At 70.1% G+C, this 26602-nt stretch carries 26 protein-coding genes; 14 read left to right on the forward strand and 12 right to left on the reverse strand.

Annotated features, from left to right (window positions below; all coding sequences use genetic code 11):
* Positions 1-10: 10 nt before the first annotated feature.
* The 5 genes from INQ48_00540 (at position 11) to INQ48_00560 (ending at position 6160) form a co-directional block, all read left to right on the forward strand.
* A complete protein-coding gene (locus INQ48_00540) occupies positions 11-946 on the forward strand; it encodes a helix-turn-helix transcriptional regulator (GenBank protein ID QRF57788.1) in 936 nt (311 codons plus the stop codon).
* A gap of 189 nt (positions 947-1135) precedes the next feature.
* The gene (locus INQ48_00545) at positions 1136-2812 is read left to right on the forward strand and encodes a benzoyl-CoA-dihydrodiol lyase (protein QRF57789.1); all 1677 of its coding nucleotides are present in this window, start codon (positions 1136-1138) and stop codon (positions 2810-2812) included.
* A 31-nt stretch (positions 2813-2843) separates the two neighbouring features.
* Positions 2844-4271: a benzoyl-CoA 2,3-epoxidase subunit BoxB gene (gene boxB / locus INQ48_00550; protein QRF57790.1), complete on the forward strand. Its 1428-nt coding sequence runs from the start codon at positions 2844-2846 to the stop codon at positions 4269-4271.
* 124 nt (positions 4272-4395) lie between these two features.
* Positions 4396-5679, forward strand: coding sequence for a benzoyl-CoA 2,3-epoxidase subunit BoxA (boxA, locus tag INQ48_00555; protein ID QRF57791.1), 1284 nt, complete (start codon positions 4396-4398; stop codon positions 5677-5679).
* Between the two features lie 31 nt (positions 5680-5710).
* Positions 5711-6160: a MaoC family dehydratase gene (locus INQ48_00560; protein QRF57792.1), complete on the forward strand. Its 450-nt coding sequence runs from the start codon at positions 5711-5713 to the stop codon at positions 6158-6160.
* Between the two features lie 64 nt (positions 6161-6224).
* Here the strand turns inward: INQ48_00560 and INQ48_00565 are convergent, their stop codons facing one another.
* On the reverse strand, positions 6225-6887 hold the full coding sequence (locus tag INQ48_00565; GenBank protein ID QRF57793.1) for a hypothetical protein: 663 nt from the start codon (positions 6885-6887) through the stop codon (positions 6225-6227).
* 287 nt (positions 6888-7174) lie between these two features.
* Between INQ48_00565 and INQ48_00570 the strand changes: the two genes are divergently transcribed.
* The 3 genes from INQ48_00570 to INQ48_00580 all read left to right on the forward strand — a co-directional run bounded on the left by INQ48_00570 (position 7175) and on the right by INQ48_00580 (position 9350).
* Entirely contained in the window at positions 7175-7861 is a 687-nt protein-coding gene (locus INQ48_00570; protein QRF57794.1) for a 4'-phosphopantetheinyl transferase superfamily protein, read from the forward strand.
* A gap of 93 nt (positions 7862-7954) precedes the next feature.
* Positions 7955-8413, forward strand: coding sequence for an Rrf2 family transcriptional regulator (locus INQ48_00575; GenBank protein QRF57795.1), 459 nt, complete (start codon positions 7955-7957; stop codon positions 8411-8413).
* Positions 8406-9350, forward strand: a complete 945-nt coding sequence (locus tag INQ48_00580; protein QRF57796.1) for an NAD(P)/FAD-dependent oxidoreductase — start codon at positions 8406-8408, stop codon at positions 9348-9350. Before INQ48_00575 ends, INQ48_00580 begins: the two co-directional genes overlap by 8 nt.
* 228 nt (positions 9351-9578) lie before the next feature.
* Here INQ48_00580 and fahA read toward each other — a convergent pair whose 3' ends face one another.
* From fahA to INQ48_00615, 7 genes are read right to left on the reverse strand one after another with little or no spacing between them, the layout of a single operon-like run.
* The gene (gene fahA, locus INQ48_00585; GenBank protein QRF57797.1) at positions 9579-10913 is read right to left on the reverse strand and encodes a fumarylacetoacetase; all 1335 of its coding nucleotides are present in this window, start codon (positions 10911-10913) and stop codon (positions 9579-9581) included.
* A 13-nt stretch (positions 10914-10926) separates the two neighbouring features.
* The gene (locus INQ48_00590; protein QRF57798.1) at positions 10927-11733 is read right to left on the reverse strand and encodes a cyclase family protein; all 807 of its coding nucleotides are present in this window, start codon (positions 11731-11733) and stop codon (positions 10927-10929) included.
* A 56-nt stretch (positions 11734-11789) separates the two neighbouring features.
* Complete coding sequence (locus tag INQ48_00595) at positions 11790-12575, reverse strand: ABC transporter permease (protein QRF57799.1); 786 nt, start codon at positions 12573-12575, stop codon at positions 11790-11792.
* Complete coding sequence (locus tag INQ48_00600) at positions 12572-13342, reverse strand: ABC transporter permease subunit (protein QRF57800.1); 771 nt, start codon at positions 13340-13342, stop codon at positions 12572-12574. The genes INQ48_00595 and INQ48_00600 overlap by 4 nt, the downstream gene beginning before the upstream one ends.
* Complete coding sequence (locus tag INQ48_00605) at positions 13335-14135, reverse strand: ABC transporter ATP-binding protein (GenBank protein QRF60559.1); 801 nt, start codon at positions 14133-14135, stop codon at positions 13335-13337. Before INQ48_00605 ends, INQ48_00600 begins: the two co-directional genes overlap by 8 nt.
* A gap of 53 nt (positions 14136-14188) precedes the next feature.
* On the reverse strand, positions 14189-15133 hold the full coding sequence (locus tag INQ48_00610) for an ABC transporter substrate-binding protein (GenBank protein ID QRF57801.1): 945 nt from the start codon (positions 15131-15133) through the stop codon (positions 14189-14191).
* Positions 15130-15882, reverse strand: coding sequence for a TetR family transcriptional regulator (locus INQ48_00615; GenBank protein ID QRF57802.1), 753 nt, complete (start codon positions 15880-15882; stop codon positions 15130-15132). Before INQ48_00615 ends, INQ48_00610 begins: the two co-directional genes overlap by 4 nt.
* A 100-nt stretch (positions 15883-15982) precedes the next feature.
* Here INQ48_00615 and INQ48_00620 point away from each other — a divergent pair, with 100 nt between their 5' ends.
* The gene (locus INQ48_00620; GenBank protein ID QRF57803.1) at positions 15983-17977 is read left to right on the forward strand and encodes an acetoacetate--CoA ligase; all 1995 of its coding nucleotides are present in this window, start codon (positions 15983-15985) and stop codon (positions 17975-17977) included.
* Between the two features lie 7 nt (positions 17978-17984).
* Positions 17985-18443, forward strand: coding sequence for a YbaY family lipoprotein (locus tag INQ48_00625; protein ID QRF57804.1), 459 nt, complete (start codon positions 17985-17987; stop codon positions 18441-18443).
* Between the two features lie 3 nt (positions 18444-18446).
* Here INQ48_00625 and INQ48_00630 read toward each other — a convergent pair whose 3' ends face one another.
* Positions 18447-20420 (reverse strand): adenylate/guanylate cyclase domain-containing protein, encoded by a 1974-nt coding sequence (locus tag INQ48_00630; GenBank protein QRF57805.1) that lies wholly within the window; start codon positions 20418-20420, stop codon positions 18447-18449.
* Between the two features lie 188 nt (positions 20421-20608).
* The gene (locus INQ48_00635) at positions 20609-21319 is read right to left on the reverse strand and encodes a 2OG-Fe(II) oxygenase (GenBank protein ID QRF57806.1); all 711 of its coding nucleotides are present in this window, start codon (positions 21317-21319) and stop codon (positions 20609-20611) included.
* A 165-nt stretch (positions 21320-21484) separates the two neighbouring features.
* Between INQ48_00635 and INQ48_00640 the strand changes: the two genes are divergently transcribed.
* A complete protein-coding gene (locus tag INQ48_00640) occupies positions 21485-21784 on the forward strand; it encodes a hypothetical protein (GenBank protein ID QRF60560.1) in 300 nt (99 codons plus the stop codon).
* Positions 21781-22572 (forward strand): zeta toxin family protein, encoded by a 792-nt coding sequence (locus tag INQ48_00645; GenBank protein QRF57807.1) that lies wholly within the window; start codon positions 21781-21783, stop codon positions 22570-22572. Before INQ48_00640 ends, INQ48_00645 begins: the two co-directional genes overlap by 4 nt.
* 18 nt (positions 22573-22590) lie before the next feature.
* On the opposite strand, the gene INQ48_00650 is transcribed toward INQ48_00645, so the two are convergent.
* Both INQ48_00650 and INQ48_00655 read right to left on the reverse strand, forming a co-directional pair.
* Positions 22591-22902, reverse strand: a complete 312-nt coding sequence (locus INQ48_00650; protein QRF57808.1) for a GyrI-like domain-containing protein — start codon at positions 22900-22902, stop codon at positions 22591-22593.
* 33 nt (positions 22903-22935) lie between these two features.
* Positions 22936-23838, reverse strand: coding sequence for a LysR family transcriptional regulator (locus INQ48_00655; protein ID QRF57809.1), 903 nt, complete (start codon positions 23836-23838; stop codon positions 22936-22938).
* 177 nt (positions 23839-24015) lie between these two features.
* On the opposite strand from INQ48_00655, the gene INQ48_00660 reads away from it, so the two are divergent.
* Complete coding sequence (locus INQ48_00660) at positions 24016-25215, forward strand: acyl-CoA dehydrogenase (protein ID QRF57810.1); 1200 nt, start codon at positions 24016-24018, stop codon at positions 25213-25215.
* Between the two features lie 151 nt (positions 25216-25366).
* Entirely contained in the window at positions 25367-26599 is a 1233-nt protein-coding gene (locus tag INQ48_00665; protein ID QRF57811.1) for a CoA transferase, read from the forward strand.
* The last annotated feature ends 3 nt before the right edge of the window (positions 26600-26602 follow it).

Below are 26602 nucleotides of genomic sequence, written 5' to 3' on the forward strand. Positions count from 1 at the left end.
GAGGAATGGCATGAATGAGCATGTAGACGCGGTGCTGGCCACCGCGCCGGAAGGCGCCGCCCCCGCCGCGCCCGGGGAGGTGAAGAACCCGCTGCTGGTCGCGCTCGGCGAGCGCGTGCGCAACCTGCGCGCGCAGCGCGGGCTCACGCGCAAGGCGGTGGCGATCGCGGCCGAGGTGTCGGAGCGCCATCTCGCCAACCTCGAGTACGGCATCGGCAACGCCTCGATCCTGGTGCTGCAGCAGGTGGCGGGCGCGCTGCATTGCTCGCTGGCCGAGCTGGTCGGCGACGTGACCACCAGCTCGCCCGAGTGGCTCCTGATCCGCGAGCTGCTCGAGCACCGCAGCGAGGCCGACCTGCGCCGCGTGCGCGTGGCGCTCGGCGAGCTGCTGGGCACGGCCTCGGTCGACCCGGCGCGGCACCGGCGCATCGCGCTCGTGGGCCTGCGCGGCGCGGGCAAGTCCACGCTGGGCCAGATGCTGGCCGACGACCTCGAGGTGCCCTTCGTCGAGCTGAGCCGCGAGATCGAGAAGCTCGCCGGCTGCAGCGTGCGCGAGATCCACGACCTCTACGGCACCAACGCCTACCGCCGCTACGAGCGCCGCGCGCTCGAGGAGGCGATCCAGATCTACAGCGAGGTGGTGATCGCCACGCCCGGCGGCATCGTGTCCGACCCCGCCACCTTCAACGAGCTGCTCGCGCACTGCACCACCGTCTGGCTGCAGGCCGCGCCCGAGGAGCACATGGGCCGCGTGGCCGCCCAGGGCGACACCCGCCCGATGGCCGCCAGCCGCGAGGCCATGGACGACCTGCGCCGCATCCTCAACGGCCGCGCCGCCTTCTATTCGAAGGCCGATCTCACGGTCGACACCAGCCGCCAGACCCTGCCGCAGAGCTTCCAGAACCTGCGCGCCGCGGCCCGCCAGGCGATGGGCCTGAAGGCCTGACCCGCCCGGCGCCGCCGCGCACCGGACCGGGCTTCGGTCACGTCCCCGAAAAAAAGTGCATCAGGCATTGACGTGCCCGTAAACATGCAGCATGATGCATGTCATCGCCGCAGGAAAGTGCATTATTATTCGTGCATCGACCTTGTCCCGCGGCCTTTCACGCCCACGGAAGACCCAGGAGACCCCACCATGACCGACACCACCGCATCCACCGCCGCCCCGCGCGTCGACTACCGCATCGAGCCTTCCCAGTACCGCCACTGGTCGATCGGCTTCGACGGCGAGATCGCGCGCCTCACGCTCGACATCGCCGAGGACGGCGGCATCCGCCCGGGCTACAAGCTCAAGCTCAACAGCTACGACCTCGGCGTCGACATCGAGCTCAACGACGCGCTCAACCGCATCCGCTTCGAGCACCCCGAGGTGCGCAGCGTGATCGTGACCAGCGGCAAGGACCGCATCTTCTGTTCGGGCGCCAACATCTTCATGCTGGGCGTCTCGAGCCACGCCTGGAAGGTGAACTTCTGCAAGTTCACCAACGAGACCCGCAACGGCATGGAAGACACGTCGAAGCATTCGGGCCTGAAGTTCCTCGCGGCCGTGAACGGCGCCTGCGCCGGCGGCGGCTACGAACTGGCGCTGGCCTGCGACGAGATCCTGCTGGTCGACGACCGCTCCTCCTCCGTCTCGCTGCCCGAAGTGCCGCTGCTCGGCGTGCTGCCCGGCACCGGCGGCCTGACCCGCGTGACCGACAAGCGCCACGTGCGCCACGATCTGGCCGACATCTTCTGCACCAGCGTCGAAGGCGTACGCGGCCAGCGTGCCGTCGAATGGCGCCTGGTCGACGCGGTCGCCAAGCCCGCGCAGTTCGCCGCCGCCGTGCAGGAACGCGCCTCGCAGCTCGCGGCTGGCAGCGACCGTCCCGCCGGCGCCAAGGGCGTGGCCCTCACGCGCCTCGAGCGCACCGACAGCGCCGACGGCATCGCCTATTCGCACGTGAACGTGCAGATCGACCGCAGCAAGCGCACCGCCGCGATCACCGTCAAGGCGCCGAGCGGCGCGCAGCCGGCCGACATCGCCGCCATCGAGGCCGCGGGCGCCGCCTGGTGGCCGCTGGCCGTGTGCCGCGAGCTCGACGACGCGATCCTCAACCTGCGCACCAACGAACTCGACATCGGCACCTGGCTGCTGAAGACCGAGGGCGACGCCCAGGCCGTGCTGGCCTCGGACGCCGTGATGCTCGCGAACAAGGACCACTGGCTGGTGCGCGAAACGCTGGGCGCGCTGCGCCGCACGCTGGCGCGCCTCGACGTCTCCTCGCGCAGCCTGTTCGCGCTGGTCGAGGCCGGTTCCTGCTTCGCCGGCACGCTGGCCGAGCTGGCCTTCGCGGCCGACCGCAGCTACATGCTCGCGCTGCCCGACGATGCCGAGCGCGCGCCCAAGCTGGTGCTCAACGAGTTCAACTTCGGCTTCTTCCCGATGGTCAACGACCAGAGCCGCCTGCAGCGCCGCTTCTACGAGGAAGCCGCGCCGCTCGAGGCCGCGCGCGGCGCCGCCGGCAAGCCGCTCGATGCCGACGAGGCCCTGAAGCTCGGCCTGGTCACGGCCGCGCCCGACGACATCGACTGGGACGACGAGATCCGCATCGCGATCGAGGAGCGTGCCGCCATGTCGCCCGACTCGCTGACCGGCCTCGAGGCCAACCTGCGCTTCTCGAGCAAGGAGAACATGATCACCCGCGTCTTCGGCCGCCTCTCGGCCTGGCAGAACTGGATCTTCAACCGCCCCAACGCCGTCGGCGAGAAGGGTGCGCTCAAGGTCTACGGCACCGGCGAGAAGGCCGGCTTCGATCTCAACCGCGTCTGAACCTGCAGCCCGTACAACCCAAGGAACAACGATGAGCACGATCAACTACAGCGAGAAGATCCCCAACAACGTCAACCTCGGCGAAGACCGCACGCTGCAGCGCGCGCTCGAAGGCTGGCAGCCCAACTTCATCAACTGGTGGGACGACGTCGGCCCCGAGGGCTCGACCAACCACGAGGTCTATCTGCGCACCGCCGTGAGCGTCGACCCGCAGGGCTGGGCCCAATTTGGCCACGTGAAGATGCGCGACTACCGCTGGGGCATCTTCCTGAACCCGGGCGACGCCAACCGCGAGATCCACTTCGGCGACCACAAGGGCGAGAAGGCCTGGCAGGACGTGCCCGGCGAGCACCGCGCCAACCTGCGCCGCATCATCGTCACGCAGGGCGACACCGAGCCCGCCTCGGTCGAGCAACAGCGCCACCTGGGCCTGACCGCGCCCTCGATGTACGACCTGCGCAACCTGTTCCAGATCAACGTCGAGGAAGGCCGCCACCTGTGGGCGATGGTCTACCTGCTGCAGAAGCACTTCGGCCGCGACGGCCGCGAAGAGGCCGATGCACTGCTGCAGCGCACCTCGGGCGACGAGAACAACCCGCGCATCCTCGGTGCCTTCAACGAACGCACGCCCGACTGGCTCGCGTTCTTCATGTTCACCTACTTCACCGACCGCGACGGCAAGTTCCAGCTCTCCGCGCTGGCCGAGAGTGCCTTCGATCCGCTGGCGCGCACCACCAAGTTCATGCTGACCGAGGAAGCCCACCACATGTTCGTGGGCGAGAGCGGCGTGTCGCGCGTGATCGCGCGCACCGCGCAGGTCATGAACGAACTGAAGACCGACGACGCGCAGAAGGTGCGCGCGGCCGGTGCCATCGACCTCGGCACCATCCAGCGCTACCTGAACTTCCACTACAGCGTGACCATCGACCTGTTCGGCGCCGACCAGTCGAGCAACGCCGCCATCTTCTACAGCTCGGGCCTCAAGGGCCGCTATGAAGAAGGCAAGCGCACCGACGATCACGTGCTCAAGGGCCAGACCTACAAGGTGCTCGAGGTGAAGGACGGCCAGCTCGTCGAGAAGGACGTGCCGATGCTCAACGCGCTCAACGAAGTGCTGCGCGACGACTTCATCAAGGACTCGGTGGCTGGCGTCGGCCGCTGGAACAAGGTGCTCGAGAAGGCCGGCATTCCGACCCGCCTGGTCGTGCCGCACAAGGCCTTCAACCGCCAGATCGGCGCGCTCGCCGGCATCAAGATGTCGCCCGAGGGCCGCGTGGTGAACGACATGGAATGGGCCGCCAAGCGCGACGAATGGCTGCCGAGCACCGAAGACTTCGCTTTCGTGGCATCGTTGATGGGCCGCGTCATCGAGCCGGGCAAGTTCGCGGGCTGGATCGCGCCGCCGGTGATGGGTATCAACCGCCAGCCGGTCGATTTCGAATACGTGCGTTTCGGCTGATTGGTATCACTCCCTCTCCCCTTGGGGAGAGGGCAGGGGTGAGGGTAGGCGGCGTCCCCACGACAAGCCGTTGCCCCCTCACCCTGACCCTCTCCCCAAGGGGCGAGGGAAAGGAGAAAAAGACATGGACATGGCCGTTGAAGCCGGGGTCATCAAGCAGCACCTGATCGACCCCGAGATCTGCATCCGCTGCAATACCTGCGAGGCCACCTGCCCCGTCAACGCGATCACGCACGACGACAACAACTACGTCGTGCGCGCGGACGTGTGCAACGGCTGCATGGCCTGCATCTCGCCGTGCCCCACGGGCTCGATCGACAACTGGCGGACCATGCCCGTGGTGCGTGCCTATTCGATCGAGGAACAGCTCGGCTGGGAATCGCTGCCGGCCGAACTCTCGCCCGAGGAGCTCGAGGCCGCGGGCGTGACGGCCGACGCGGCCGATGCCGTCGAGGTGGCCGAAGCGGCACCGGCGCAGGCCGCGAGCACCGAAGCGGCCGAGCCGGTCTTCCACTCGGCCCAGTACGGCGCCACCGTGCCGCCCTGGTCGGCCGCGCATGCCTACACCAACCTGTTCCCGCCGAAGACCCCGACCACCGCCACCGTGGTGGGCAACTTCAACTGCACCGAGGCCGGCTTCGACAGCGAGACCCACCACATCGTGCTGGACTTCGGCGCCATCCCGTTCCCGGTGCTCGAAGGCCAGTCGATCGGCATCGTGCCGCCCGGCGTCGACGCCATCGGCAAGCGCCACCATGCGCGCCAGTACTCGGTGGCCAGCCCGCGCAACGGCGAGCGGCCCGGCTACAACAACGTCTCGCTCACCGTGAAGCGCGTGACCGAGGACCACCAGGGCAACCCGGTGCGCGGCCTCGCGTCGAACTACGTCTGCGACCTCAAGGTCGGCGACACCGTGCAGGTGGTCGGCCCCTTCGGCGCCTCGTTCCTGATGCCGAACCATCCGAAGTCGCACATCGTGATGATCTGCACCGGCACCGGCAGCGCGCCGATGCGCGCCATGACCGAGTGGCGCCGCCGGCTGCGCAAGAGCGGCAAGTTCGAGGGCGGCAAGCTCATGCTGTTCTTCGGCGCGCGCACGCAGCAGGAGCTGCCGTACTTCGGCCCGCTGCAGTCGCTGCCCAAGGATTTCATCGACATCAACCTCGCGTTCTCGCGCACGCCGGGAAGCCCCAAGCGCTACGTGCAGGACCTGATGCGCGAGCGCGCGGCCGACCTCGCCGCGCTGCTGAAGGACGGCGCCAGCCACTTCTACGTCTGCGGCCTCAAGAGCATGGAGGAGGGCGTGGTGCTCGCGCTGCGCGACGTGGCCAAGGACGCGGGCCTGGACTGGGACACCGTGGGCGCCGCGCTCAAGCGCGAAGGCCGGCTGCACCTCGAAACCTACTGATCCTCATCCTGGAGCCGGGTACGCTGCGCCGATGAAGTTCGCCGATTTCCACGCCGGCCAGGTCATCGAGGCCGGCCCCTACCTGCTCAGCGAGGAGGAGCTGGTCGGCTTCGCCCGCAGCTACGACCCGCAGTGGTTCCACACCGATGCCGAGGCCTCGCGCGAGAGCCCCTTCGGCGGCCTGATCGCGAGCGGCTGGCACACCTGCGCCATCGCGATGCGTCTGGTGGTCGAGGCCGCGCTCGCGGGCTCCGAATCGTTTGCCTCGCCGGGCCTCGAGCACCTGCGCTGGCCGAACCCCGTGCGCCCCGGCGACGCGCTGCGCCTTGTGGCCGACGTGATCGAGGTGCGCCGTTCCGAGAGCAAGCCCACGCTGGGCATCCTGCGCTGGCGCTGGCGGTTGTTCAACCAGCGGGAGTTGATGGTGCTCGATGTGGAAGTGACGAGCCTGTTCAGGCTGCGCGACGACACGTCGAACTGAGCGCGCACGAAAAAGGCCCGTGGCCTCGAAAGGGCCACGGGCCTTGTCGCACCGGAGGGCGTGCTTACTTGCCCAGCTTCACACCACCGCTGCCACCGGCCTGACCGGCCGCGCCGGCCCCGGTGCCGATCGGCTTCAGCGCGCCGCCCGCGGAACCGGCTGCACCGGTCACGCCGTTCACCGCGCCGCCGACGGTGTTGGTCGCACCGCCGAGCGCACCGGTCGCGCCATTGGCCGTGCCCGCTACGCCGCCGACCGCATTGGTGGCGCCGTTCACCGCCCCCGTGGCGCCGCCGACCGTGTTGCCGACATTGCCCACCGCGCCGGTCGCGCCGCCGAGCACGCCGCCCACGGCATTGCCGAGGCCGCCGCCGTTCGCGTTGCCCGAGGCATTGCCGCCCGCGCCGGCGTTGCCGCCAGCGCTCGCGCCACGGCCGTTCGCCTGGCCTGCAGCGGCAGCACCCCCGCCGGCGTTGGTTCCGGCATTGACGCCGGTGCCGCCGGCATTGGCGCGCGTCTGCGCCGCGGCATCGCCACGCGCGCCAGCCTGTGCGCCGCCTGCATTGCCGCCCGCATTACCGCCGCCGGATGCGCCCACGCCGGCGTTCACGCCCACGCCGACGCCCACGTTCGGGGTCGATACCTGTGCGCCGGCCTGAATGCCCGCGGTGGCCAGCAGGCCGGCGAGCAGGGCGCCGAAGACGATGCGATGGTGTTGTTGTTTCATGGCTGGGATTCCTTCCTTTTCGAGTGATACGGGGATCGCTGAAAACACAGAGCCGGCAGGGTGCCGGCTCGGAATGAAACATAGGGAAGGGCGCGGTGGGGGCCGTGAGCGCCGGGGCCGCGCCTGGTTGTGGGAGCCGTCCGTCGGCGGAATGGGCGGCTCATGCGTTGGCCCGCACTGCAGGTAAAGCCAGGTAACAAAAAGCGAAAAATAGCGGCAGAAAGCGGCCGTCGCATGGCGCCTCGCTGCGAAGACCATGTCCGAAAGACCCCGGCGGACAATGCCGCATGCGCCTCGCTTCCCTCGTTTCCGACCTGCTGCCCTCGAGCATCGCCGTTTTCCGCCTCGACCTGGACCTCGACACCGAACCCACCGCGATGCGTGCATCGCTGACGGCCGAGGAGGACGCACGCATGCAGCGTTTCGCGCGGCGTGCCGACCGCGTGCGTTTCGCCGCGGCGCGGGTGGCGCTGCGCTCGCTGCTGGCCGAGCGCATGGGGTGCGATCCGCTCGCGTTGGTCTTTGCAGCCGGACCGCAGGGCAAGCCCTTCGTTCAGGGCCGCGATGCGCCGCGCTTCAACGTCGCGCACTCGGGCGCGCATGCACTCGTCGCCATCGCGGACGCAGCGGCGGGAATCGAGGTCGGCGTGGACATCGAGGGCTGCGCGCGCGACGTGGAGGTCGATGCGCTCGGCGCGATGGTCTTCACGCCCGATGAGCGCGAGGCGGTGCGCGAGGCGGCGGATCCGCTTGCGGCTTTCTATCTGCGCTGGACCGGCAAGGAGGCGGTGCTCAAGGCGGTCGGCGTGGGCATCACCGAGCACCTGCAGTCGGTCTCGATCGCACAGGGCGCGGGCGATGCGATCGCCCTCGCCACGCGCGTGCCCGCATGGCGCGAACTGCGCGCGATCCGGCTCGCGGCGCCGGCGGGCTACGCGGCGGCGCTGGCCTGGTATCGGTCGACGCCAGGCTGAGAGCTCCCGGCCGGCGTCGCGCGACCGTACGGCCCGCAGGGTCATGCATCGCCATGGTCGCCGCGCTTCAACATATGCAACTCATAATGTTGCATGAAACGAGACAGCAAGCTTTCCGCCATCCTGCACGTGCTGCTGCACATGGCCGAGATGGACGAACCCGCGACCTCCGAGTCGCTCGCGCAGGCGATGCACACCAACCCGGTGGTGGTGCGCCGCCTCATGGCCGGGCTGCGGCAGGCCGGCTTCGTGAGCTCGGCCAAGGGCCATGGCGGCGGCTGGGTGCTGTCGTGCCCGCTGTCGAAGGTGACGCTGGCCGACATCCACGCGGCCGTGGGCGCGCCCGCGCTGCTGGCCTTCGGCAACCGCACCGAGAGCCCGGGCTGCATCGTCGAGCAGGCGGTCAACACCGCCCTCGACGGCGCCTGCCGCGAGGCCGAGGCGCTGCTGCTCGCGCGCCTGGGCCGCATCACGCTGGCCGATCTCTCGAAGGATTTCCACCGCCGCATGCACGAAGGCGGCTTCACTGCCAAGGACATTGCCCATGCCTGATTCCACGAGTTCTTCCCTCCCCTACGACGCGCTGATCGTCGGCGGCAGCTTCGCGGGCCTGTCGGCCGCGATGCAGCTCGCGCGCGCACGCCGGCGCATCTGCGTGGTCGACGCGGGCCAGCCGCGCAACCGCTTCGCCGAGGCCTCGCACGGCTTCTTCGGCCACGACGGCGCGGCGCCGCTGGCATTGCGCGACCACGCGCGCGCGCAACTGCTGGCATATCCATCGGTCGATTTCGTCGCGGACGCGGCAGAGACAGCGTGCGCGCTGCCGGCCGAAGAGGGCGACACCCGGTTCGCCGTCACGCTGGCTTCGGGCCAGACGCTCGTGACGCGCCGGCTGCTATTGGCCACGGGCGTGCACGACCTGCTGCCCGAGAGCATCGAGGGCCTCGCGCCGCGCTGGGGTTCCAGCGTGCTGCACTGCCCCTACTGCCATGGCTACGAGTTCATCGACCGCCGCCTCGGCGTTCTCGGCAGCGGCGAGCTGTCGGTGCACCAGGCGATGCTGGTGGCCGACTGGGGCCCGCTGACGCTGTTCACGCACGGCCTGCCGCCGCTCGACGCGAAGACGCGCGCGCAGCTCGATGCGCGCGGCATCACGCTCGACCCGGGCCGCGTGGTCGCGCTCGAAGGCCCGGCGAGCGCGCTCGAGGCGGTGCGCTTCGACGATGGGCGCCGGCTGCCGCTCGACGCGCTGTTCGTGGCGCCGGCCCAGCGCCAGGGCAGCACGCTGGCCGCGCAACTCGGTTGCGCCTTCGACGAGGGCCCGCTGGGCCTCGTGGTGCGCACCGATCCGATGATGAAGACCAGCTCGGTGCCCGGCGTGTTCGCGGCCGGCGACGCGGCGCTCGCGATGCAGAACGCCACACTGGCGTCGGCCGATGGCGTGCGGGCCGGAGCCTCGCTGCACCGCTCACTGATCTTCGTCGACTGAGGAAGGAAGAAGCTTCGCGGTTCTGGCCGACGCACGCGCCGTGCGTCGATCCGGTGCGAGGAATGCACGCTTCGAGCCGGCCGTCGAGCGTGCGCGGGTCGCTACCGGTGGCACCGTCGCGGCCCGCTCGGGCGCCGGGCTCGCGTGCGAAATGGCTTGCCATATCGACACGTGAATCGCCGCGGCGTGATCGTTCTCTTGCGGCAACGGCATGGATCGTTCCCCGCTTCAGCCGCGCGCCGGCAGCACCGTGCCGCGGCTCTCGCCGAAGCCGATGCGCGCCTGGCCGGGCTTCTCGCACCAGCCGCGCAGCAGCACGGCGTCGCCGTCCTCGATGAAGCTGCGCTGCTCGCCGCCGTCGCCCAGCGCCACGGGCGCCTGGCCGCCGCGCGCGAGCTCGATGATGGCGCCGGCCTCGCCCTCGCCGGGGCCCGAGATGGTGCCGCTGCCGAACAGGTCGCCGGGGTTGAGCTGGCAGCCGCCCACCGTGTGGTGCGCCACCATCTGCGCCACGCTCCAGTACTGGTGGCGAAAGCTCGTGGACGACAGGCGCGAAGGTCCGCGCTTCTCGGCGCGCGCCTTCTCGCTCTCGAGCCAGACCTCGAGCCGGATGTCGATCGCGCCGGCCTCGCGGTTGGCCGGGTCCTCGAGATAGGCCAGCGGCTGCGGATCGGCGGCCGCGCGCGTCCAGGGCTGGCGGTAGGGCGCGAGCGCTTCCATGGTCACGATCCACGGCGAGATCGTGGTCGCGAAGTTCTTCGCGAGGAAGGGGCCGAGCGGCGCCATCTCCCAGAACTGGATGTCGCGCGCCGACCAGTCGTTGAGCAGGCAGATGCCGAAGACGTGTTGCTCCGCGTCCGCGAGCGCAATGGCCTCGCCGTGCGCATTGCCGGTGCCGATCCAGACGCCGAGCTCGAGCTCGTAGTCAAGCCGCGCGCAGGCCTGGTAGGTGGGCGCGGTCGCACCCGGCGCCATCGCCTGGCCCATGGGCCGGCGGAACTGCTGGCCGCTCACGCCGATGGTCGACACGCGCCCGTGGTAGGCGATCGGGATCCAGCGGAAGTTCGAGGTCACGTCGCCGCCGGGGTTGAACAGGCGCGTGATGTTGAGCGCGTGGTCGATCGAGGTGTAGAAGTCGGTGTAGTCGCCGATGCGCGCGGGGATCGCGTACTCGGCCTCGGCCTGCGGCACCAGGCAGGCGCGCACGGCCTGCACCGCGGCCACCGGCGAATCGTTCTTCAGCAGCGCGAACAGCGCATGGCGCAGCGCCTGCCAGGCCGCGGGGCCGAGCGCGAAGAAGTCGTTGAGCGCGGGCTGCGCGGCGGCCGTGGCCGCCTCGAGCGCGAGGCCGTCGAGCTGCTGCGCCTGGACCAGCGCGGCCAGGTCGAGCACCTGGTCGCCGATTGCGACGCCGCCGCGAAAGGCCTCGCCGCCGCCGGCGCGGCGGAACACCGCATGCGGCAGGTTCTGGATCGGGAAGTCGCTGCTGTCGGTGGCCGTGGGGTTGGCCGATTCGACCCAGCTGCGGGCGTGGACGTCGTGCGTGTGGTTGAGCGTGTGCATGAAAGAGGATTCCTTAGACCGAGGCCATCAGCGCGTCGTCGAAGATCGCGACCGCGCGCGTCCAGCCGGCCGAGGCGCCGCGGATCTTGTGCGGAAAGCAGCTGATGAAGAAGCCCGTGGGCGGCAGCACTTCGAGGTTGTGCAGCTTCTCGATGTGGCAATAGCCGATGTCGCGGCCGGCCTTGTGGCCTTCCCAGATCAGCGAGGCGTCGTGCGTCTCGCCGTACTTCTTGGCCGTGTGGACGAAGGGCGCGTCCCAGCTCCAGGCATCGGTGCCCGTGAGGCGCACGCCGCGCTCGAGCAGGTACATGGTCGCCTCGTAGCCCATGCCGGCACCGGCCGACACGTAGTCGGGGTTGCCGTAGCGCGAGCCGGCGCGCGTGTTGATCACCACGATCTCGAGCGGCTTGAGCGTGTGGCCGATGCGCTTGAGCTCGGCCTCGACATCGGCCGCGCGCACCACGTAGCCGTCGGCGAAGTGGCGGAAGTCGAGCTTCACGCCGGGCTGGAAGCACCAGTCGAGCGGCACGTCGTGGATCGCGATCGCGGGCTTCTTCTCGCCGAGCGCCTTGTCCATGGTCGAGTGGAAGTGGTAGGGCGCGTCGAGGTGGGTGCCGTTGTGCGTGGACAACTGCACCAGCTCGACCGCCCAGCCCTCGCCGTCGGGCAGGTCCTCCTTCTTGAGGCCGGGGAAGAAGGGCTCGATCTGCTCGTAGGTGTTCTCGTGCGTGAAGTACTGGATCTTCGGGCCGAAGGCCGGCGGGTCGGAGAGCACGTCGTTCTCCAGGAAGATCGAGAGGTCGACCAGTTTGCGTGGCATGGGTGGGCTCCTTGTGGGGTGTTCGTTCGAGCGGAGGGAAGAGAAGGGAACGGAAATCAGGGGTGCTGCCAGCGCAGCAGGCGCCGCTCGGCCAGGGCCAGCAGCGCATTGCTCGCGAAGCCGATGAGCCCGAGCAGCACGATGCCGGCGAACAGCTCGCTGGCGCGGAAGGCGCGCGCGGCCAGCAGGATGGCCTGGCCCAGGCCGCTTTGCGAGGCGATCATCTCGCCCACCACCGCGACGATCAGCGCGATGGTCAGCGCGAGCCGCATGCCGGCCAGGATGTCGGGCATCGCATTGGGCAGGCCCATCTTCCAGACATAGGCCGCGCGCGACATCTGCAGGCAGCGCGCCACCTCGGCCAGGCGCGGCTCCACGGCCGCGAAGCCATGCACCGTGGCCAGCAGCACCGGCCACATCGCGCCGAAGGCGACCACGAACAGCACCATGCCGGGGTTGAGCCCGAAGATCGAGATCGCCAGCGGCAGCAGCGCCGAGGCCGGCAGCGGGCGCACGAACTCCAGCGTGGGCTGGACCCAGGCACGCACCACGGGCGAGACGCCGATGGCCGCGCCCAGCAGCACGCCGGCCAGCGACGCCAGCAGCCAGCCCTGGACCATGCGGCCCACGGTGGCGCCGGTGAACGCGAGCAGCTCGCCGCCGCCTTCGCCCGAGAGGTTCAGTCCTTCGAGCAGGCTCGCGAAGGTGGCTTGCGGCGTCGGCAGGAACACGCGGCTGACCCAGCCTGCGTTGCTCGCGATCCACCACAGCGCGACCAGCGCCAGCAGCACGCCCAGCGCGCCGAATTGCTCCAGGCCCTTGCGTTCGGCGTGGCCGTTCATGACACGACTCCCATGCGGCGCGACACACCGCGCTGCAGCCGCAGCATGGCCGCGTTGATCGCGAAGCCCACCACGCCGATCCAGCCCAGCCAGGCCAGCATCAGCGCGGGGTCGAAGCTCTGCTGCGCGATCATCATCGCGTAGCCCATGCCGTTGGGATTGGCCGCGATCTCCACCGTCACGGCCACCACCAGCGCCACCGCCACGCCGAGCCGCAGCGCGACGAACAGGCGCGGCACGATGGCCGGCAGCACGATCTTGAAGGCACGCTCGCGCGCCGACAGGCCCAGCACGCGGCTGACCTCGAGCAACCGCGGCTCGACCTGCTGCACCGCCGCCTGCACCAGCACCAGCAGCGGCCAGAAGGTGGCGAAGGCGACGATCGCCAGCTCCATGCGCACGCCGAAGCCGAAGCCCAGCATCGCGAGGGGGATCAGCGCGACCGAGGGCACGGGGCGCAGCACCTCGATGGTGACCGAGCCGAGCCGGGCCGCGCGGCGCGACAGCCCGAGCACCAGCCCGAGCGCGATGCCGAGCACCGCGCCCAGCAGCAGGCCCAGCGCGGCGGTGCCGAGCGTGAAGCCGGTGGCCTGCCACAGCGAGCCGTCGAGCGCGGCGCCGGCGAAGGCCCTGGCCGCGGCGCTCGGCGGCGCCAGCGCATCGCTGCCCAAGGCAGCCGCGCGGCGCGCATACCACTCGAAGGCGCCGATCAGCAGCGCCGGAAACACCCAGGGCCGCAGCCCGCGCACGAGCCGGTTCTCAGTCATGGCCGTGCTCGATGAAGGCGAACAGCTCGCGCCGCAGCCGCAGGTAGTCGGGATGCTCCTTGGTCGTGAGCTGGTCGCGCGGGCGCGGGATCTTCACGTCGATCATGCGCGCGAGGCTGGGCCGTCCGGGACCGGGGTTGGCCTGCAGCGCGATCACGCGGTCGCCGAGGTAGATCGCCTCCTCGAGGTCGTGCGTGACGAACAGCACCGTGAGGCCGTCCTCGCGCACCAGCCGCGCGAGCTCGTCCTGCAGGCTCTGCCGCGTCAACGCGTCGAGCGCGCCGAAGGGCTCGTCCATCATCATCAGTTCGGGCTTCTGCGCGAGGCAGCGCGCGATCTGCGCGCGCTGCTGCATGCCGCCCGAGAGCTGCACCGGGAACTTGTGGGCGTGCTTCGCGAGCCCGACCTTGGCGAGCACGTCGGCGATGCGCGGCGCGCGCTCGGCCGCGGGCACGCCGCCGGCCTCGAGCGCGAGGCTCACGTTGCCCTCGACCGTGCGCCAGGGCAGCAGCGCGCGGCCGTAGTCCTGGAACACGAAGGCGACCTCGCGCGAGGGCTCGAGCATCTTCACGCCGTTGCGCCGCACCTCGCCCGCGCTCGCGGTGACCAGCCCGCTGGCCGCGCGCAGCAACGTCGTCTTGCCGCAGCCGCTGGGGCCGACGATGCAGACGAACTCGCCGCGCGCCACGTCGAAGGAGGTGGGCGAGAGGATCTCGCGGCCGCCGAGGCGGATGGTCACGCCGTCGAAGCGCAGGAAGGGCGCGGCATGGCGCGCGGGGCCGCTGCCGGGCAAGGCGGCGCCCGCGGGCAGCGCGCTGCGCGCCAGGTTGGGAACGTGCGCCGCGATCATTGGGCCACCAGCTTCGCGACGTCGATGTCGGTGCGCAGCATGCCCTGCTCCTTCATCAGGCCGGTCCAGTAGGCGAGCTGCTTCCCGCTCACCACCGGGCCCGGCGGCGAGATCTGGATCTTCGCGAGCACGTCGGCCGGCAGCCGGGTGTACTTGCCGATCGAAGCGCGCACCCTGGCATCGTTCCTCGGCTGCTGCATGAAGGCCGCGGCCTCGACCAGCGCTTCGCGGAAGGCGCGCGCCGCGCCCGGATTCTTCGCCACCCACTCGCGCTTGGCGGCATGCACGATGGTCTGGTTGTTGTCGGGCAGGAAGGTCGAGTAGTACGAAGCCACGTAGCCCGCGCCGCTCTCGGTGATGCGGGTCATGAACGGGTCGGTCGATACCACCGCATCGACCGAGCCGCCGCGCAGCAGGTCGGCATGCTGCGGGAAGGCGGCCTCGACGAAATTGACCTTGCGGTGGTCGACGCCGCTGTCCTTGAGCCAGGCGCGGAAGGTCACGTGCAGGAACGCGCCCAGGCCCGGCACGCCGATCTTCTTGCCGACGCAGTCCTGCGCGCTCTTGATGCCGCTGCCCGCGCGCGCCACCAGGCCCGCGCCCGTGAGGGTCTTCGAGGTGAGGCCGCCACCGGCCACCACCACCAGGTCGAGGCCGCCGTCGACGGCCTGCAGGAACACCGAGGGCGTGGGGCCGCCGAGCTGCAGCGAGTCGGACTGCAGCGCCGCGGGAATGGTGGAGTTGAGCGGGATGAACTTGAGTTCGACCTCGAGGCTGCGCTTCCTGAAATAGCCTTCGTCGGCCGCCACGAACACCGAGCCGAAGTCGGTCACTGCCGTGTAGCCGAAGACGATCTTCGTCAGGGGCTGGGCGCGCGCGGGCAGTGCCGCGGCCGCCGATGCCGCGGCCAATGCCGACAGCAGGGTGCGTCTCTTGATCATGGTTTTTCTCTCCTGAGGGGTGCTTTCTTCTGGGGTGACCTGGCGCTCTTCGGCCGCGGCAGCGCATGGCGCAGGCCGCCGACGATGAAGTTCACGAGCATCGGCGCCGCGGCCGGATCGCCGGGCGTGTTCTGGCCGCGCGACAGGCGCGCGATGCGGCTGCTGTTCAGGTGGTTCATCAGCGCGCCGAGCGCGAACTGGTAGCCCCAGGCGACCTCGCCGCGCGTGGCATGCGGCAGCACGACCTGCAGCGCGTCGATGAAGGCCTCGGCCAGCGGATCGAAATAGGCGCGCAGCACGCGGTCGGCCTCTTCGGTGGTGTTGGCGAGTTCGCGCGCCACCAGCAGCGCGTAGTACTCGCCCTCGGGGCTCGCGCGCAGCGCCAGCACCGGCGTGGTGAAGGCCTCGATGATGCGCGGCAGCGTGCGCGCGTCGTCGGGGTCGAGCTTCACCGCGGCCAGGCCGGCGAGCCGCGCCTGGATCGAGGGCGCCCAGTGCTCGAAGATGGCGTGGAACAGCTCGTGTTTCTGGCCGTGGTAATAGCCCACCAGCGCCAGCGGCACGCCGGCCTCCTCGGCGATCTGGCGGATCGTCACCGCGTGGTAGCCGTGCTGCGCGAACAGCTTCTCGGCCGCCAGCAGAATCGCCTGCTTGCGGTCGGGCCGCGCGGTCTCGGCGGCGACAGCGGCGGCGGACGATGCGCTCGGACGCGCGGCGCGGCGCTTGGCGGTGGGTGTGCGGGTGCTCATGGAGGCGTATTGAACGCTTGTACAAAAATGTTGAACACACGTACAAACCCTGAGGTCAACCCCCATTGAGCGCACTCCGTCACGGCGCTACGCTCGGTCCATGCCCGCTCCCAACATTCCCCAGATCCGCCTCTATCAAGACTGGCTGCGCGAGACGCGCGGCCTCGCTTTCGACCACTACGACGCCCTGTGGCGCTGGTCCGTCACCGAGCTCGATGCCTTCTGGCAGAGCATCTGGGACTACGCCCGCATCGCGTCGCCCACGCCGCACACGGCCGTGCTCGCCGAGTCGCGCATGCCGGGCGCGCGCTGGTTCCCCGGGGCCCAGGTCAACTATGCGCGCGAGGTGTTGCGCCATGCCGACGCGGCCCATGCGGCCGGCATGCCCGCGATCGTCAGCGACAACGAACGCGGCGAGGTGCGCGAGCTGTCGTGGCCCGAGCTGCGGCGCCAGGTCGCGTCGGTCGCGCTCATGCTGAAGTCGCTCGGCGTGAAGCGCGGCGACCGCGTCGCGGCCTACATGCCCAACGTGCCCGAGACCATGGTGGCCTTCCTCGCCTGCTCGAGCATCGGCGCGATCTGGAGCGTGTGCGCGCCCGACATGGGCACGGCCGCCGTGGCCGACCGCTTCCGCCAGATCGAGCCCAGCCTGCTGATCGCGGTCGACGGCGTGCACTACGGCGGCAAGCCGCTCGACCGCAGCGCCGTGCTGCGGGAACTGCGCGACCAGCTGCCGAGCGTGCGCCGGCTGCTGCTCGTGCCCTCGCCGCATGCCGCGGGCGAGGTGGCGCACGACGTCGACTGGGCCCGCGCCGCCGCGCGCGACGATGCCGAGGTCGCCGCCTTCGAGCCCGAGTGGCTGCCCTTCGACCATCCGATCTGGATCGTCTACTCGAGCGGCACCACCGGCCTGCCCAAGCCCATCGTGCACGGCCAGGGCGGGATCATCCTCACCATGCACGCCTGCGGCCTGCACAACGACGTGGGCGCGAGCTATGGCGCCAACAACTTCGGCGAGCGCTACCACTGGTACAGCTCCACGGGCTGGGTGATGTGGAACTCGCAGCTGTCGGGCCTGGCCTTCGGCGCCACCATCTGCATCTACGACGGCAACCCGGCCGGCAGCAAGGAGAAGCCCGACTGGGGCGTGCTGTGGCGCTTCGTCGCACGGCACGAGGTCACCTTCTTCGGCGCGGGCGCGGCCTACTTCACCAACTGCATGAAGGCCGGGCTGGTCGCGAAGGACTGCGGCGACCTGTCGCGCGTGCGCGCGCTCGGCAGCACCGGCTCGCCGCTGCCCGAGGAGGTGCAGCGCTGGGGCACGCAGCAGCTGCTCGACGCGGGCTCGAAGGACGTGTGGTGGTGCAACATCTCGGGCGGCACCGATTTCTGCGGCGCCTTCGTCGGCGGCCACCGCGAACTGCCCGAGGTGCCGGGCCAGATGCAGTGCCGCGAGCTCGGCCATGCGGTCGAGGCCTGGAACGAGCAGGGCCAGCCGGTGATCGGCGAGGTCGGCGAGCTGGTCTGCACCCAGCCGATCCCGTCGATGCCGCTCTACTTCTGGGGCGACGAGGGCAATGCGCGCTACGTCTCGAGCTACTTCGACACCTACCCCGGCGTCTGGCGCCACGGCGACTGGATCCGGATCGGCAACGACGGCGGCTGCATCATCTACGGCCGCAGCGACGCCACCATCAACCGCCAGGGCCTGCGCATGGGCACCAGCGAGATCTACAGCGCGGTCGAGGGCCTGCCCGAGGTGCTCGACTCGATGGTGGTCGACCTCGAGTACCTGGGCCGCGAGAGCTACATGCCGCTGTTCGTGGTGCTGCGCCCGGGCGTCGCGCTCGACGATGCGGTGCGCGCGCGGCTCAATCATGCGATCAAGACCTCGCTGTCGCCGCGCTTCGTGCCCAACGACATCTTCCAGGTGGCCGAGATCCCGCGCACCCTCTCGGGCAAGAAGCAGGAGCTGCCGATCAAGAAGCTGCTGCTGGGCCAGCCGATCGAGAAGGTGGTGAACCGCGAGGCGATGGCCAACCCCGGCAGCCTCGACTGGTACGTGGCCTTCGCGGCGCAACGCGCGTCCGTATGATGGCGCGATGCTTTCCAGACGCAACGTAGTCCTTCTCGCGATCGCCACCGGCGCGGCCGCCGCCGCGCTCCTGAGCGCCTGCGCCACCTCCTCCTCCCCGGCGCCCGCGGCCGCGGGCGCGCCGCTCGTCGTGAGCGGCACCGTGAGCTACCGCGAGCGCATCGCGCTCGATCCCGCGGCCGAGGTGCGCGTGCAGCTGCTCGACGTCTCGCGCATGGACGCGCCCTCGGTCGTGCTGGCCGAGCAGCGCATCCGCGCCGACGGCCGCCAGCCGCCGTTCGCCTACACGCTGCAGGTCGACGCGGCGCGCATCGATCCGCGCATGCGCTACGCCGTGGCCGCGCGCATCGTGCGCGGCGAGCAGCTGCTGTTCATCAACGACACGCAGTACAGCGTGCTCACGCAGGGCCAGGGCACGCGCGCCGACCTGGTGCTGGTGCGCGTCACGCCCGCGCCGCCGCGCTGATCTTCAATGTAGAAGTTCGTAGAGCACCATCTTCGTCTGCCGGCCGCGCAATTCCACCTGCTCCTCGACGCGGCGCGTCGCCAGCCGGCCCTTGATCCCGGCATGGGTCACCTCCGACACCAGCAGCTGCGTGCCGAGCTGCTTGTTGATGCCCTCGATGCGGCTCGCCACGTTGATCACGTCGCCGAAGGCCGTGTACGACAGCCGGTCGTTCGAGCCCAGCACGCCCGCGATCACCATGCCCGTGTGGATGCCCACGCGGGTGCGGAACTCGGGCAGCGCCTGGCTCAGCCACTGCCGGTTGAGCGCGTGCATCTCGGCCTGCAGCTCGAGCGCCGCGAGGCAGGCCTTGTACTCGGCATCGGGCAGGTCGGCGGGCGCGCCCCACAGCACCATGATCCCGTCGCCGATGAACTTGTCGATCACCCCGCCATGGCGCGCGAACACGCGCGCCGCGAGGTTGAAGTAGTCGGTGAGCTGGCCCACCAGCACCGCGGGCGGCATCGACTCGGAGATGCTCGTGAAGCCCTCCACGTCGGTGAACATCACCGTCACGCGGCGCGGCGAGCCGTTGGGCGCGAGCGCATGGCCCTGCGCGATCAGCTGGTTGATCACGTCCACCGGCACGAACTTGCTGAAGGCCTTGAGGCTGCGCGCCGATTCGTCGAGCGCCTGGTCCAGGTGCTGGATCTCGAGCACCCGGCTCGGCTCGCGCGGCAGGCTGTCGAGTTCGAGCATGCCGATGCGGCGCGCGATGCGCGACAGGTTCTCGACCGGCGCCGTTACCAGCTTCGACAGCCGCAGAGAAATTGCGAGCGCCACCGCGAGGAAGCCCAGCACCAGCAGCATCGACCACAGCACTGCGCGGCGCAGGTCGCCGAGCAGCGCGTCCTCGGGCACCCAGCTCACCAGTTCCCAGCCGGTGGCCGCGATGCGCGAGGTCTGGGCCAGGTAGCGCTTTCCTTCGTGGCCGAACGAGAACGCGGTGTCGGCCGTGTGGCCCGTGGTGCCGTCGGCCACCATGTGCTGGTGCAGCTCGCCGAGAACGCCCGAGGGCGCCTCGAGCTGGTGCTGCACGCCCGGCAGGTCGCTGCGCGCGAGCACGCGGTGGTCGGCCGAGAGCAGCGCGCTGCCGCCGAAGCCGCTGCTGCTGAACTGGCGCACGAAGTCCGAGAGCCGGCCCAGCGACACGTCGCCGGCCACCACCAGCGCCTGCGGATTGCCGTCGGCGTAGCGGCGCCGGCTCGGCAGCGCGTAGGTCACGCCCAGTTCCTGCGCGGCCGCGAAGACGTAGGGCTGCGTCCACACCGCGCCCCTGGCCGCGCGGGCCCCGAGGTACCAGGCGCGCGTGCGCGGGTCGTAGTCGCTCTGGAAGGCCTCGAGCCGGATCGTCTGGTAGCGCTGTTGCGGTTCGGCCTCGATCCCGACCTCGAGCGGGCGCTTGTACTGCCAGGTCTCGGTGGTGATGCCGCGCTCGGGCGCGATGTGGCGGATCGCCGGCGCGGGATAGCGCAGCGCCATCAGCATCTGGCCCTCGTCGTTCGCGACGTAGAGGCTGTCGAGCTCGGGCGACTGCTGCAGCATGGTCCAGAGCATCTCGGCCGTCCATTCGCCCTGTTCGCCCACGGGCCGCAGGCTCGGCGTGCCGGCGACCGCGCCGACCACCGACTCGGCCTTCGCGAGGAAGGCGTTCACCTTGTCCTCGGTGCGGTCGTGGTTCGACTTGTGGGCCGACACCCCGATGCGCGAGACCAGCCGCTGCGATCCCCAGTAGCCGAGCGAGACCAGCAGCAGCGACTGCGTGAGCGCGACCACGCTCACGATGGTGCCCACGTCGACCCGGAAGTGACGCGTGCGGCGCCGCGAAGGCGCCGGGTTCGAGGCAAAGCCGAAATCCCACGACCGTGTGACAGACGCGGCCGCTTCGGATGACGGCCGCGCGGCCGGGTCCGGCGTGCCGGACGGATATCTGTTCATACTGCTCCCTGTCCTGCTGAGCGCATCCGCGGCCGGAGGGCCACGGACCGGCAGCCGGCGGTCTCGCTGTCCGATCAGTGCGTCGGAAATGCTGGCGAGTGCCGGATGCGGGGCGGATTCTCGCTCCACTGCCTCGAAGTGGGCGAAAGCTGTGCCGGGACAGTCGGAGATTCGGCGGCGCCGCGCGCCTACTGGGCGTCGTGGAAGATCAGCCCCAGCGTCTGGCGCCGGCCCGAGCGCACGCGGCTCACGCCATGGCGCATCGTCACGCGGTAGCTGCCGCGCGTGCCCGTCACCGGCCGCTGGTTGACCGCGAAGATCACGGCCTCGCCCTGCGCCAGCGGCACCACCTCGGCGCGCGACTGCATGCGCGGGCGCTGCTCGGTCAGCACGAACTCGCCGCCCGTGAAGTCCTCGCCGGGCCGGCTCAGCAGCACCGTGAGCTGCAGCGGGAACTGCAGTTCGCCGTACAGGTCCTGGTGCAGGCAGTTGTAGTCGTTCTCGTCATAGCGCAGCAGCAGCGGCGTCGGCCGTTGCTGGCCGGCCGCGTGGCAGCGCGCGAGGTAGTCCGCGTGCGCCGCGGGATAGTCCGCCGGCAGGCCCATCTCCTGCGCCCAGACATTGGCCAGCGGCGCGAGCCGCTGGTAGAGCGTGGCGCGCCAGGCCGCGACCGGCTCGGGCAGCGGATAGGCGAGGTACTGGTATTCGCCCTGGCCGAAGCCATGGCGCTGCATCACCACGCGGCTGCGGAAATGACGCGGTTCGTCGTACATCGCGGCCAGCGCCGCGCACTGGCGCGGACCGAGCAGGCGGCCGGTGGTGGCGCAGCCGCGCGCGGCGAGGTCGGCTTCGATGCGGGGCCAGTCGAGCGCATCGATCACGGAAGCGGGGGAGGGCATGGGGCGAGTGTGGCGCGGCCGGCGGGCGTGGGCTGGCCGTTTCCGGACGCGGGTTTTTGGCACGGTCTTGCCTTCCCTTTTCGGCGGGCATCCGGCCTTTTGAGCGATCATCCGGCCATGGCGCGCGAAAAACCCATTCCACACGAGAACCCGGCCGGGCACTTGGTGCAGGGACGTTCCGTTGCCGCGCTGGGACGCGGCATGGCATTGGTCAAGGTCGGCAAGTCGCCGCGTCCGGCCGTTCGTCCCGAAGACAAGACCACGGTGCTGTTGAAGAAGGCGGCTCGCGCACTGGGCAAGCCCGGCATCGATCGGTCGGAAGTCTTTCGCGGGCCGAACGCGGCCAAGGTCTACGCCTACTCCGCCTACCCCCAGGACCTGAGCAAGGTCGTGCGCGAGGCGGCCGATGGCACCAAGGTCATCGGCCGCATGGTCGACGGCAGGTTCCGCGCCAGCAAGGCGTGAGTCGACGCCTACCCCCACCCCGGCTCGAGAAGCTGCTGGCGCAGACGCAGGGACCGCGTCCGGTGGCGTTCGTGCTGGCCGGCCACAACGGGTCCGGCAAATCCACGCTCTGGTACTCGCGCCTCGCTGAATCGCTGCGCATGCCGCTGGTCAACGCCGACCGCATGATGATGTCCATCCTGCCGGATGCCGACCCGCTCACCGGGCGCATCCCGACCTGGGCCGAACGCCTGCGCGACGATGACGAGCGATGGCAGGCGCTGTCGCAGAAAGGCGTGCGCGCCTTCAAGAGCCTGGTGATGGACCAGCGCATGCCCTTCGCATTCGAGACGGTCTTCTCCCACTGGAAGCCGCTGCCCGGCGGCGGTCATGCGTCGAAGGCGGACGACATCCGTGCGATGCAGGAGGCGGGCTATTTCGTCGTGCTGCTCTTCGTCGGACTGATCTCGGTCGACATGTCCGTCTTTCGCGTGAGCACGCGCAAGCAGCAAGGCGGCCACGATGTGGAGCGCAAGAAGTTGATCGAGCGTTTTCCGCGCACGCAGGCGGCGGTCGGGCACGCGACGCAGATCGCGAACATGACGCTGATGTTCGACAACAGCCGCTCGGAAAAGAACGCCTTCGCGCTGGTGCGAGCGCAGGCCAAGAAAACGGTGTTGTTCGATGCGCGCGATCCCCAGTTCGACGTGGACCCCGAACTGCGAGCGGTTTGCGATGCGTGGCTCGAAAAAGTGGCCGGGCCGTTCAAGCCGCCCCGCACCCGGCGACCGAAGACGCCAGCGCGTTGATTCCGGATCGGCAATGCCTCACAGCGGCGCGATCGGAATGCAGATGTCGCACTCGAAGGCGTGTGTGTTGTCGTCGTAGGCGTAGCTCGCCGCGTAGTGCTCGAAGGCCGGCCGGTTGTCGAACTGGAAGCCGCTGCCCGGCAGCCAGTCGCGCAAGAGGTGGGTCCAGGCCATGTTGATCTCGGCCGGCAGGCCGTGGAAGCGCAGCGCCGCGTAGCGCCCGCCCGCCAGCTGCTGGGCGCGCTGCCGAAGCGCGCACGGAAGGCGCGCGAGAAGGCCTCGCCCGAGCCGAAGCCGACCGACACCACGGCCTCGAGCACCGACAGCCACGGCTGCGTCGCGAGCCGCAGCGCGGCATCGTCTTCAACCCTGGCGGGCCTGTTCGAGCAGCCAGTCGCTGAAGAACTTCAGCAGCGGCCGCTGGTCCGCGCGCTCGGGCGTCACGAGGTAGTAGGCGCGCTCGCCCGCCAGCGGCCGCGGGCAGGCCACCACCAGCTCGCCGCGCGCGAGTTCGTCGGCCACCAGCATGGTCGGCATCAGCGCCACGCCCAGGCCCTGCGAGGCGGCCGCGGCCAATATCGAGAACAGCTCGTAGCGCGGGCCGCCGCGCGCATTGGGCGCGTCGACCTGCTGCGCATCGAACCACTGGCGCCAGCCATCGGGCCGCGTGCTCTGCTGCAGCAGCGGCATGTGCGCGATGGCCGTGGGCGAGACCGGCTTGCCGCGCGGCAGCAGCGCGGGGCTGCAGACCGGCACCACGTCCTCCTGCATCAGCGGCAGCGCATGCGTGCCGGCCCAGTTCTGCACCTGCGCCACCGTGCCCGCGTAGAGCGCGGCGTCGAACTCCGCGTCGGCGAACAGGAAGGGCCGGGTGCGCGTCTCGATGTGCACCACCACGTCGGGCTGCAGCGTCGCGAAGCCCTTGAGCCGCGGCATCAGCCAGCGCGTGGCGAAGGTGGGCACGGCCGCCAGCGACAGCGAGCCGCCCTCGCCCTGGTGCGCCATCGCATCGAGCGTGTCGCGCTCCATCGCCTCGAGCCGCTTGGCGGTCTGCCGCGCATAGGCCGCGCCGCTCGCGGTCAGCGCCACGCCGTGGCGCGTGCGGCGGAACAGCGCCACGCCGAGGAAGGCCTCGAGCGTGCCGATCTGGCGCGACACCGCGCTCTGGGTGAGCGCGAGTTCCTGCGCGGCGCGCGTGTAGCTCTCGTGGCGCGCGGCCGCGTCGAAGCACACGAGGGTCTGCAGGGGCGGGATCTTGCGGCGCATGTATGCCGCGAGTGTATGACTGGCGAAGGGCTTTCATCAATGAAAGCACGGTTCCGGCAAGGCCCAAGACATTCTGGATCCGCATATCTGGGTGAGGATTCATCGTTTGCGCCGCGCCCCATGCCTCGCTAGGATCGCCCGATCCCCCCTCTTTTCCCCTTTTCCGGAGACAGCCGCATGGCCGCCAAAGCTTCCTTCCACTGGGACGACCCCTTCCTGCTCGACCAGCAGCTCACCGACGACGAGCGCATGATCCGCGACGCGGCCAATGCCTACTGCCAGGAGCGCCTGGCACCGCGCGTGCTCGAGGGCTTCCGCACCGGCGAGACCGACCCGGCGATCTTCCGCGAGATGGGTTCGCTGGGCCTGCTGGGCCCGACGATCCCCGAGCAGTACGGCGGCCCCGGCCTCAACTACGTGGCCTACGGCCTGATCGCGCGCGAGGTCGAGCGCGTCGATTCGGGCTACCGCTCGATGGCCAGCGTGCAGAGCTCGCTCGTGATGGTGCCGATCTTCGAATTCGGCACCGAAGGCCAGAAGCAGAAGTTCCTGCCCAAGCTCGCCACCGGCGAATGGATCGGCTGCTTCGGCCTGACCGAGCCCGACCACGGTTCCGACCCCGGCAGCATGGCCACGCGCGCCAAGAAGGTGCCCGGCGGCTACGCGCTCACCGGCAGCAAGATGTGGATCAGCAACTCGCCGATCGCCGACGTGTTCGTGGTCTGGGCCAAGGAAGTCAGCGAGAGCGGCGCCGTCGGTCCGATCCGCGGCTTCGTGCTCGAGAAGGGCATGAAGGGCCTGAGCGCCCCGGCGATCCACGGCAAGGTCGGCCTGCGCGCCAGCATCACCGGCGAGATCGTGATGGACAACGTGTTCTGCCCCGAAGAGAACGCCTTCCCCGAGGTGCAAGGCCTCAAGGGTCCGTTCACCTGCCTCAACAGCGCCCGCTACGGCATCTCGTGGGGCGCGCTCGGCGCCGCCGAGGACTGCTGGCACCGTGCGCGCCAGTACACGCTGGACCGCAAGCAGTTCGGCCGCCCGCTGGCCGCCAACCAGCTGATCCAGAAGAAGCTGGCCGACATGCAGACCGAGATCTCGCTGGGCCTGCTGGGCAGCCTGCGCCTGGGCCGCATGAAGGACGAAGGCACGGCCGCGGTCGAGATCACCTCGATCATGAAGCGCAACAACTGCGGCAAGGCCCTCGACATCGCCCGCCTGGCGCGCGACATGATGGGCGGCAACGGCATCAGCGACGAGTTCGGCGTGGCGCGCCACCTCGTGAACCTCGAGGTCGTGAACACCTACGAAGGCACGCACGACATCCATGCGCTGATCCTCGGTCGCGCGATCACGGGCATCGCCGCGTTCGCGAACTGAAGCCAGACACGGACTTCCGGACGCAGAGGACGCGAAGGATTCGCGAAAGACGCGAAGGGAAGTCCATCTTCCTTGAAATGAATCTTTTGCGCCCTTCGCGGAACCTTCGCGTTCTTCGCGTCCGGGCAGTCCGAATTCCAACCGCATCGCCATGACCCAAGCAGCCCTCGACGGCATCAAGGTTCTCGATCTGTCCCGCGTGCTCGCGGGCCCGTGGTGCACGCAGATCCTCGCGGACCTGGGCGCCGATGTCGTCAAGATCGAGCGTCCCGGCGTCGGCGACGACACCCGCACCTGGGGCCCGCCCTTCGTGAAGGACGCGAACGGCAACGACAGCGACCAGGCCAGCTACTTCACCGCCTGCAACCGCAACAAGCGCTCGGTCACCATCGACATGGCCACGCCCGACGGCCAGGCGCTGCTCAGGCAGATGGCGGCGCAGGCCGACGTGGTGGTGGAGAACTTCAAGACCGGGGGCCTCAAACAGTACGGCCTCGACCAGGAGACGCTGCGCCGCGCCAACCCGCGGCTCATCTACTGCAGCGTCACCGGCTTCGGCAACGACGGCCCCTATGCCGAGCGCGCGGGCTACGACCTGATGATCCAGGCCATGACCGGCATGATGAGCATCACCGGCCGCCCCGACGGCGAGCCCGGCGGCGGCCCGCTGCGCGTGGGCGTCGCGCTCACCGACATCTTCACCGGCGTCTACGCGAGCACCGCGATCCTCGCCGCGCTGCAGGTGCGGCACCGCACCGGCGAAGGCCAGCACATCGACATGGCGCTGCTCGACGTGGGCATGGCGATCCTCGCCAACCAGGCCAGCGCCTTCCTCAACACCGGCAAGGCGCCGGCGCGCCAGGGCAACACCCATCCGAGCCTCGCGCCCTACCAGGACTTCCCGACGCTGGACGGCGCGATGCTGCTGGCGATCGGCAACAACGGCCAGTTCGCGCGCTTCTGCGAGGCCGCGGGTCAGCCCGGCTGGGCCAGCGACGCGCGCTTCGCGACCAACACCCTGCGCGTGAAGCACCGCGGCGTGCTGATCCCGATGATGGAAGAGCTCACGCGCACGCGCACCACGGCCGACTGGGTCGCGCTGCTCGAGGACAAGGCCGTGCCCTGCGGCCCGATCAACGACATCGCGCAGGCCTTCGACGATGCGCAGGTCAAGGCGCGCGGCCTCGCGGTCACGCTGCCGCGCGACGCGGGCGACGGCATCGCCGCCATCACCGGCGTGGCGAGCCCGCTGCGCCTGTCGGCCACGCCGCCGGTGCTGCGCCGCGCGCCGCCCGCGCTGGGCCAGCACACGCGCGAGGTGCTCGCCGAGATGGGCATCGACGCGGCGCGTTTCGAGGCATTGCGCGCCTCGGGCGTGGTCTGACAC

This window comes from Variovorax paradoxus, from assembly GCA_016806145.1.
Classification (GTDB): domain Bacteria; phylum Pseudomonadota; class Gammaproteobacteria; order Burkholderiales; family Burkholderiaceae_C; genus Variovorax.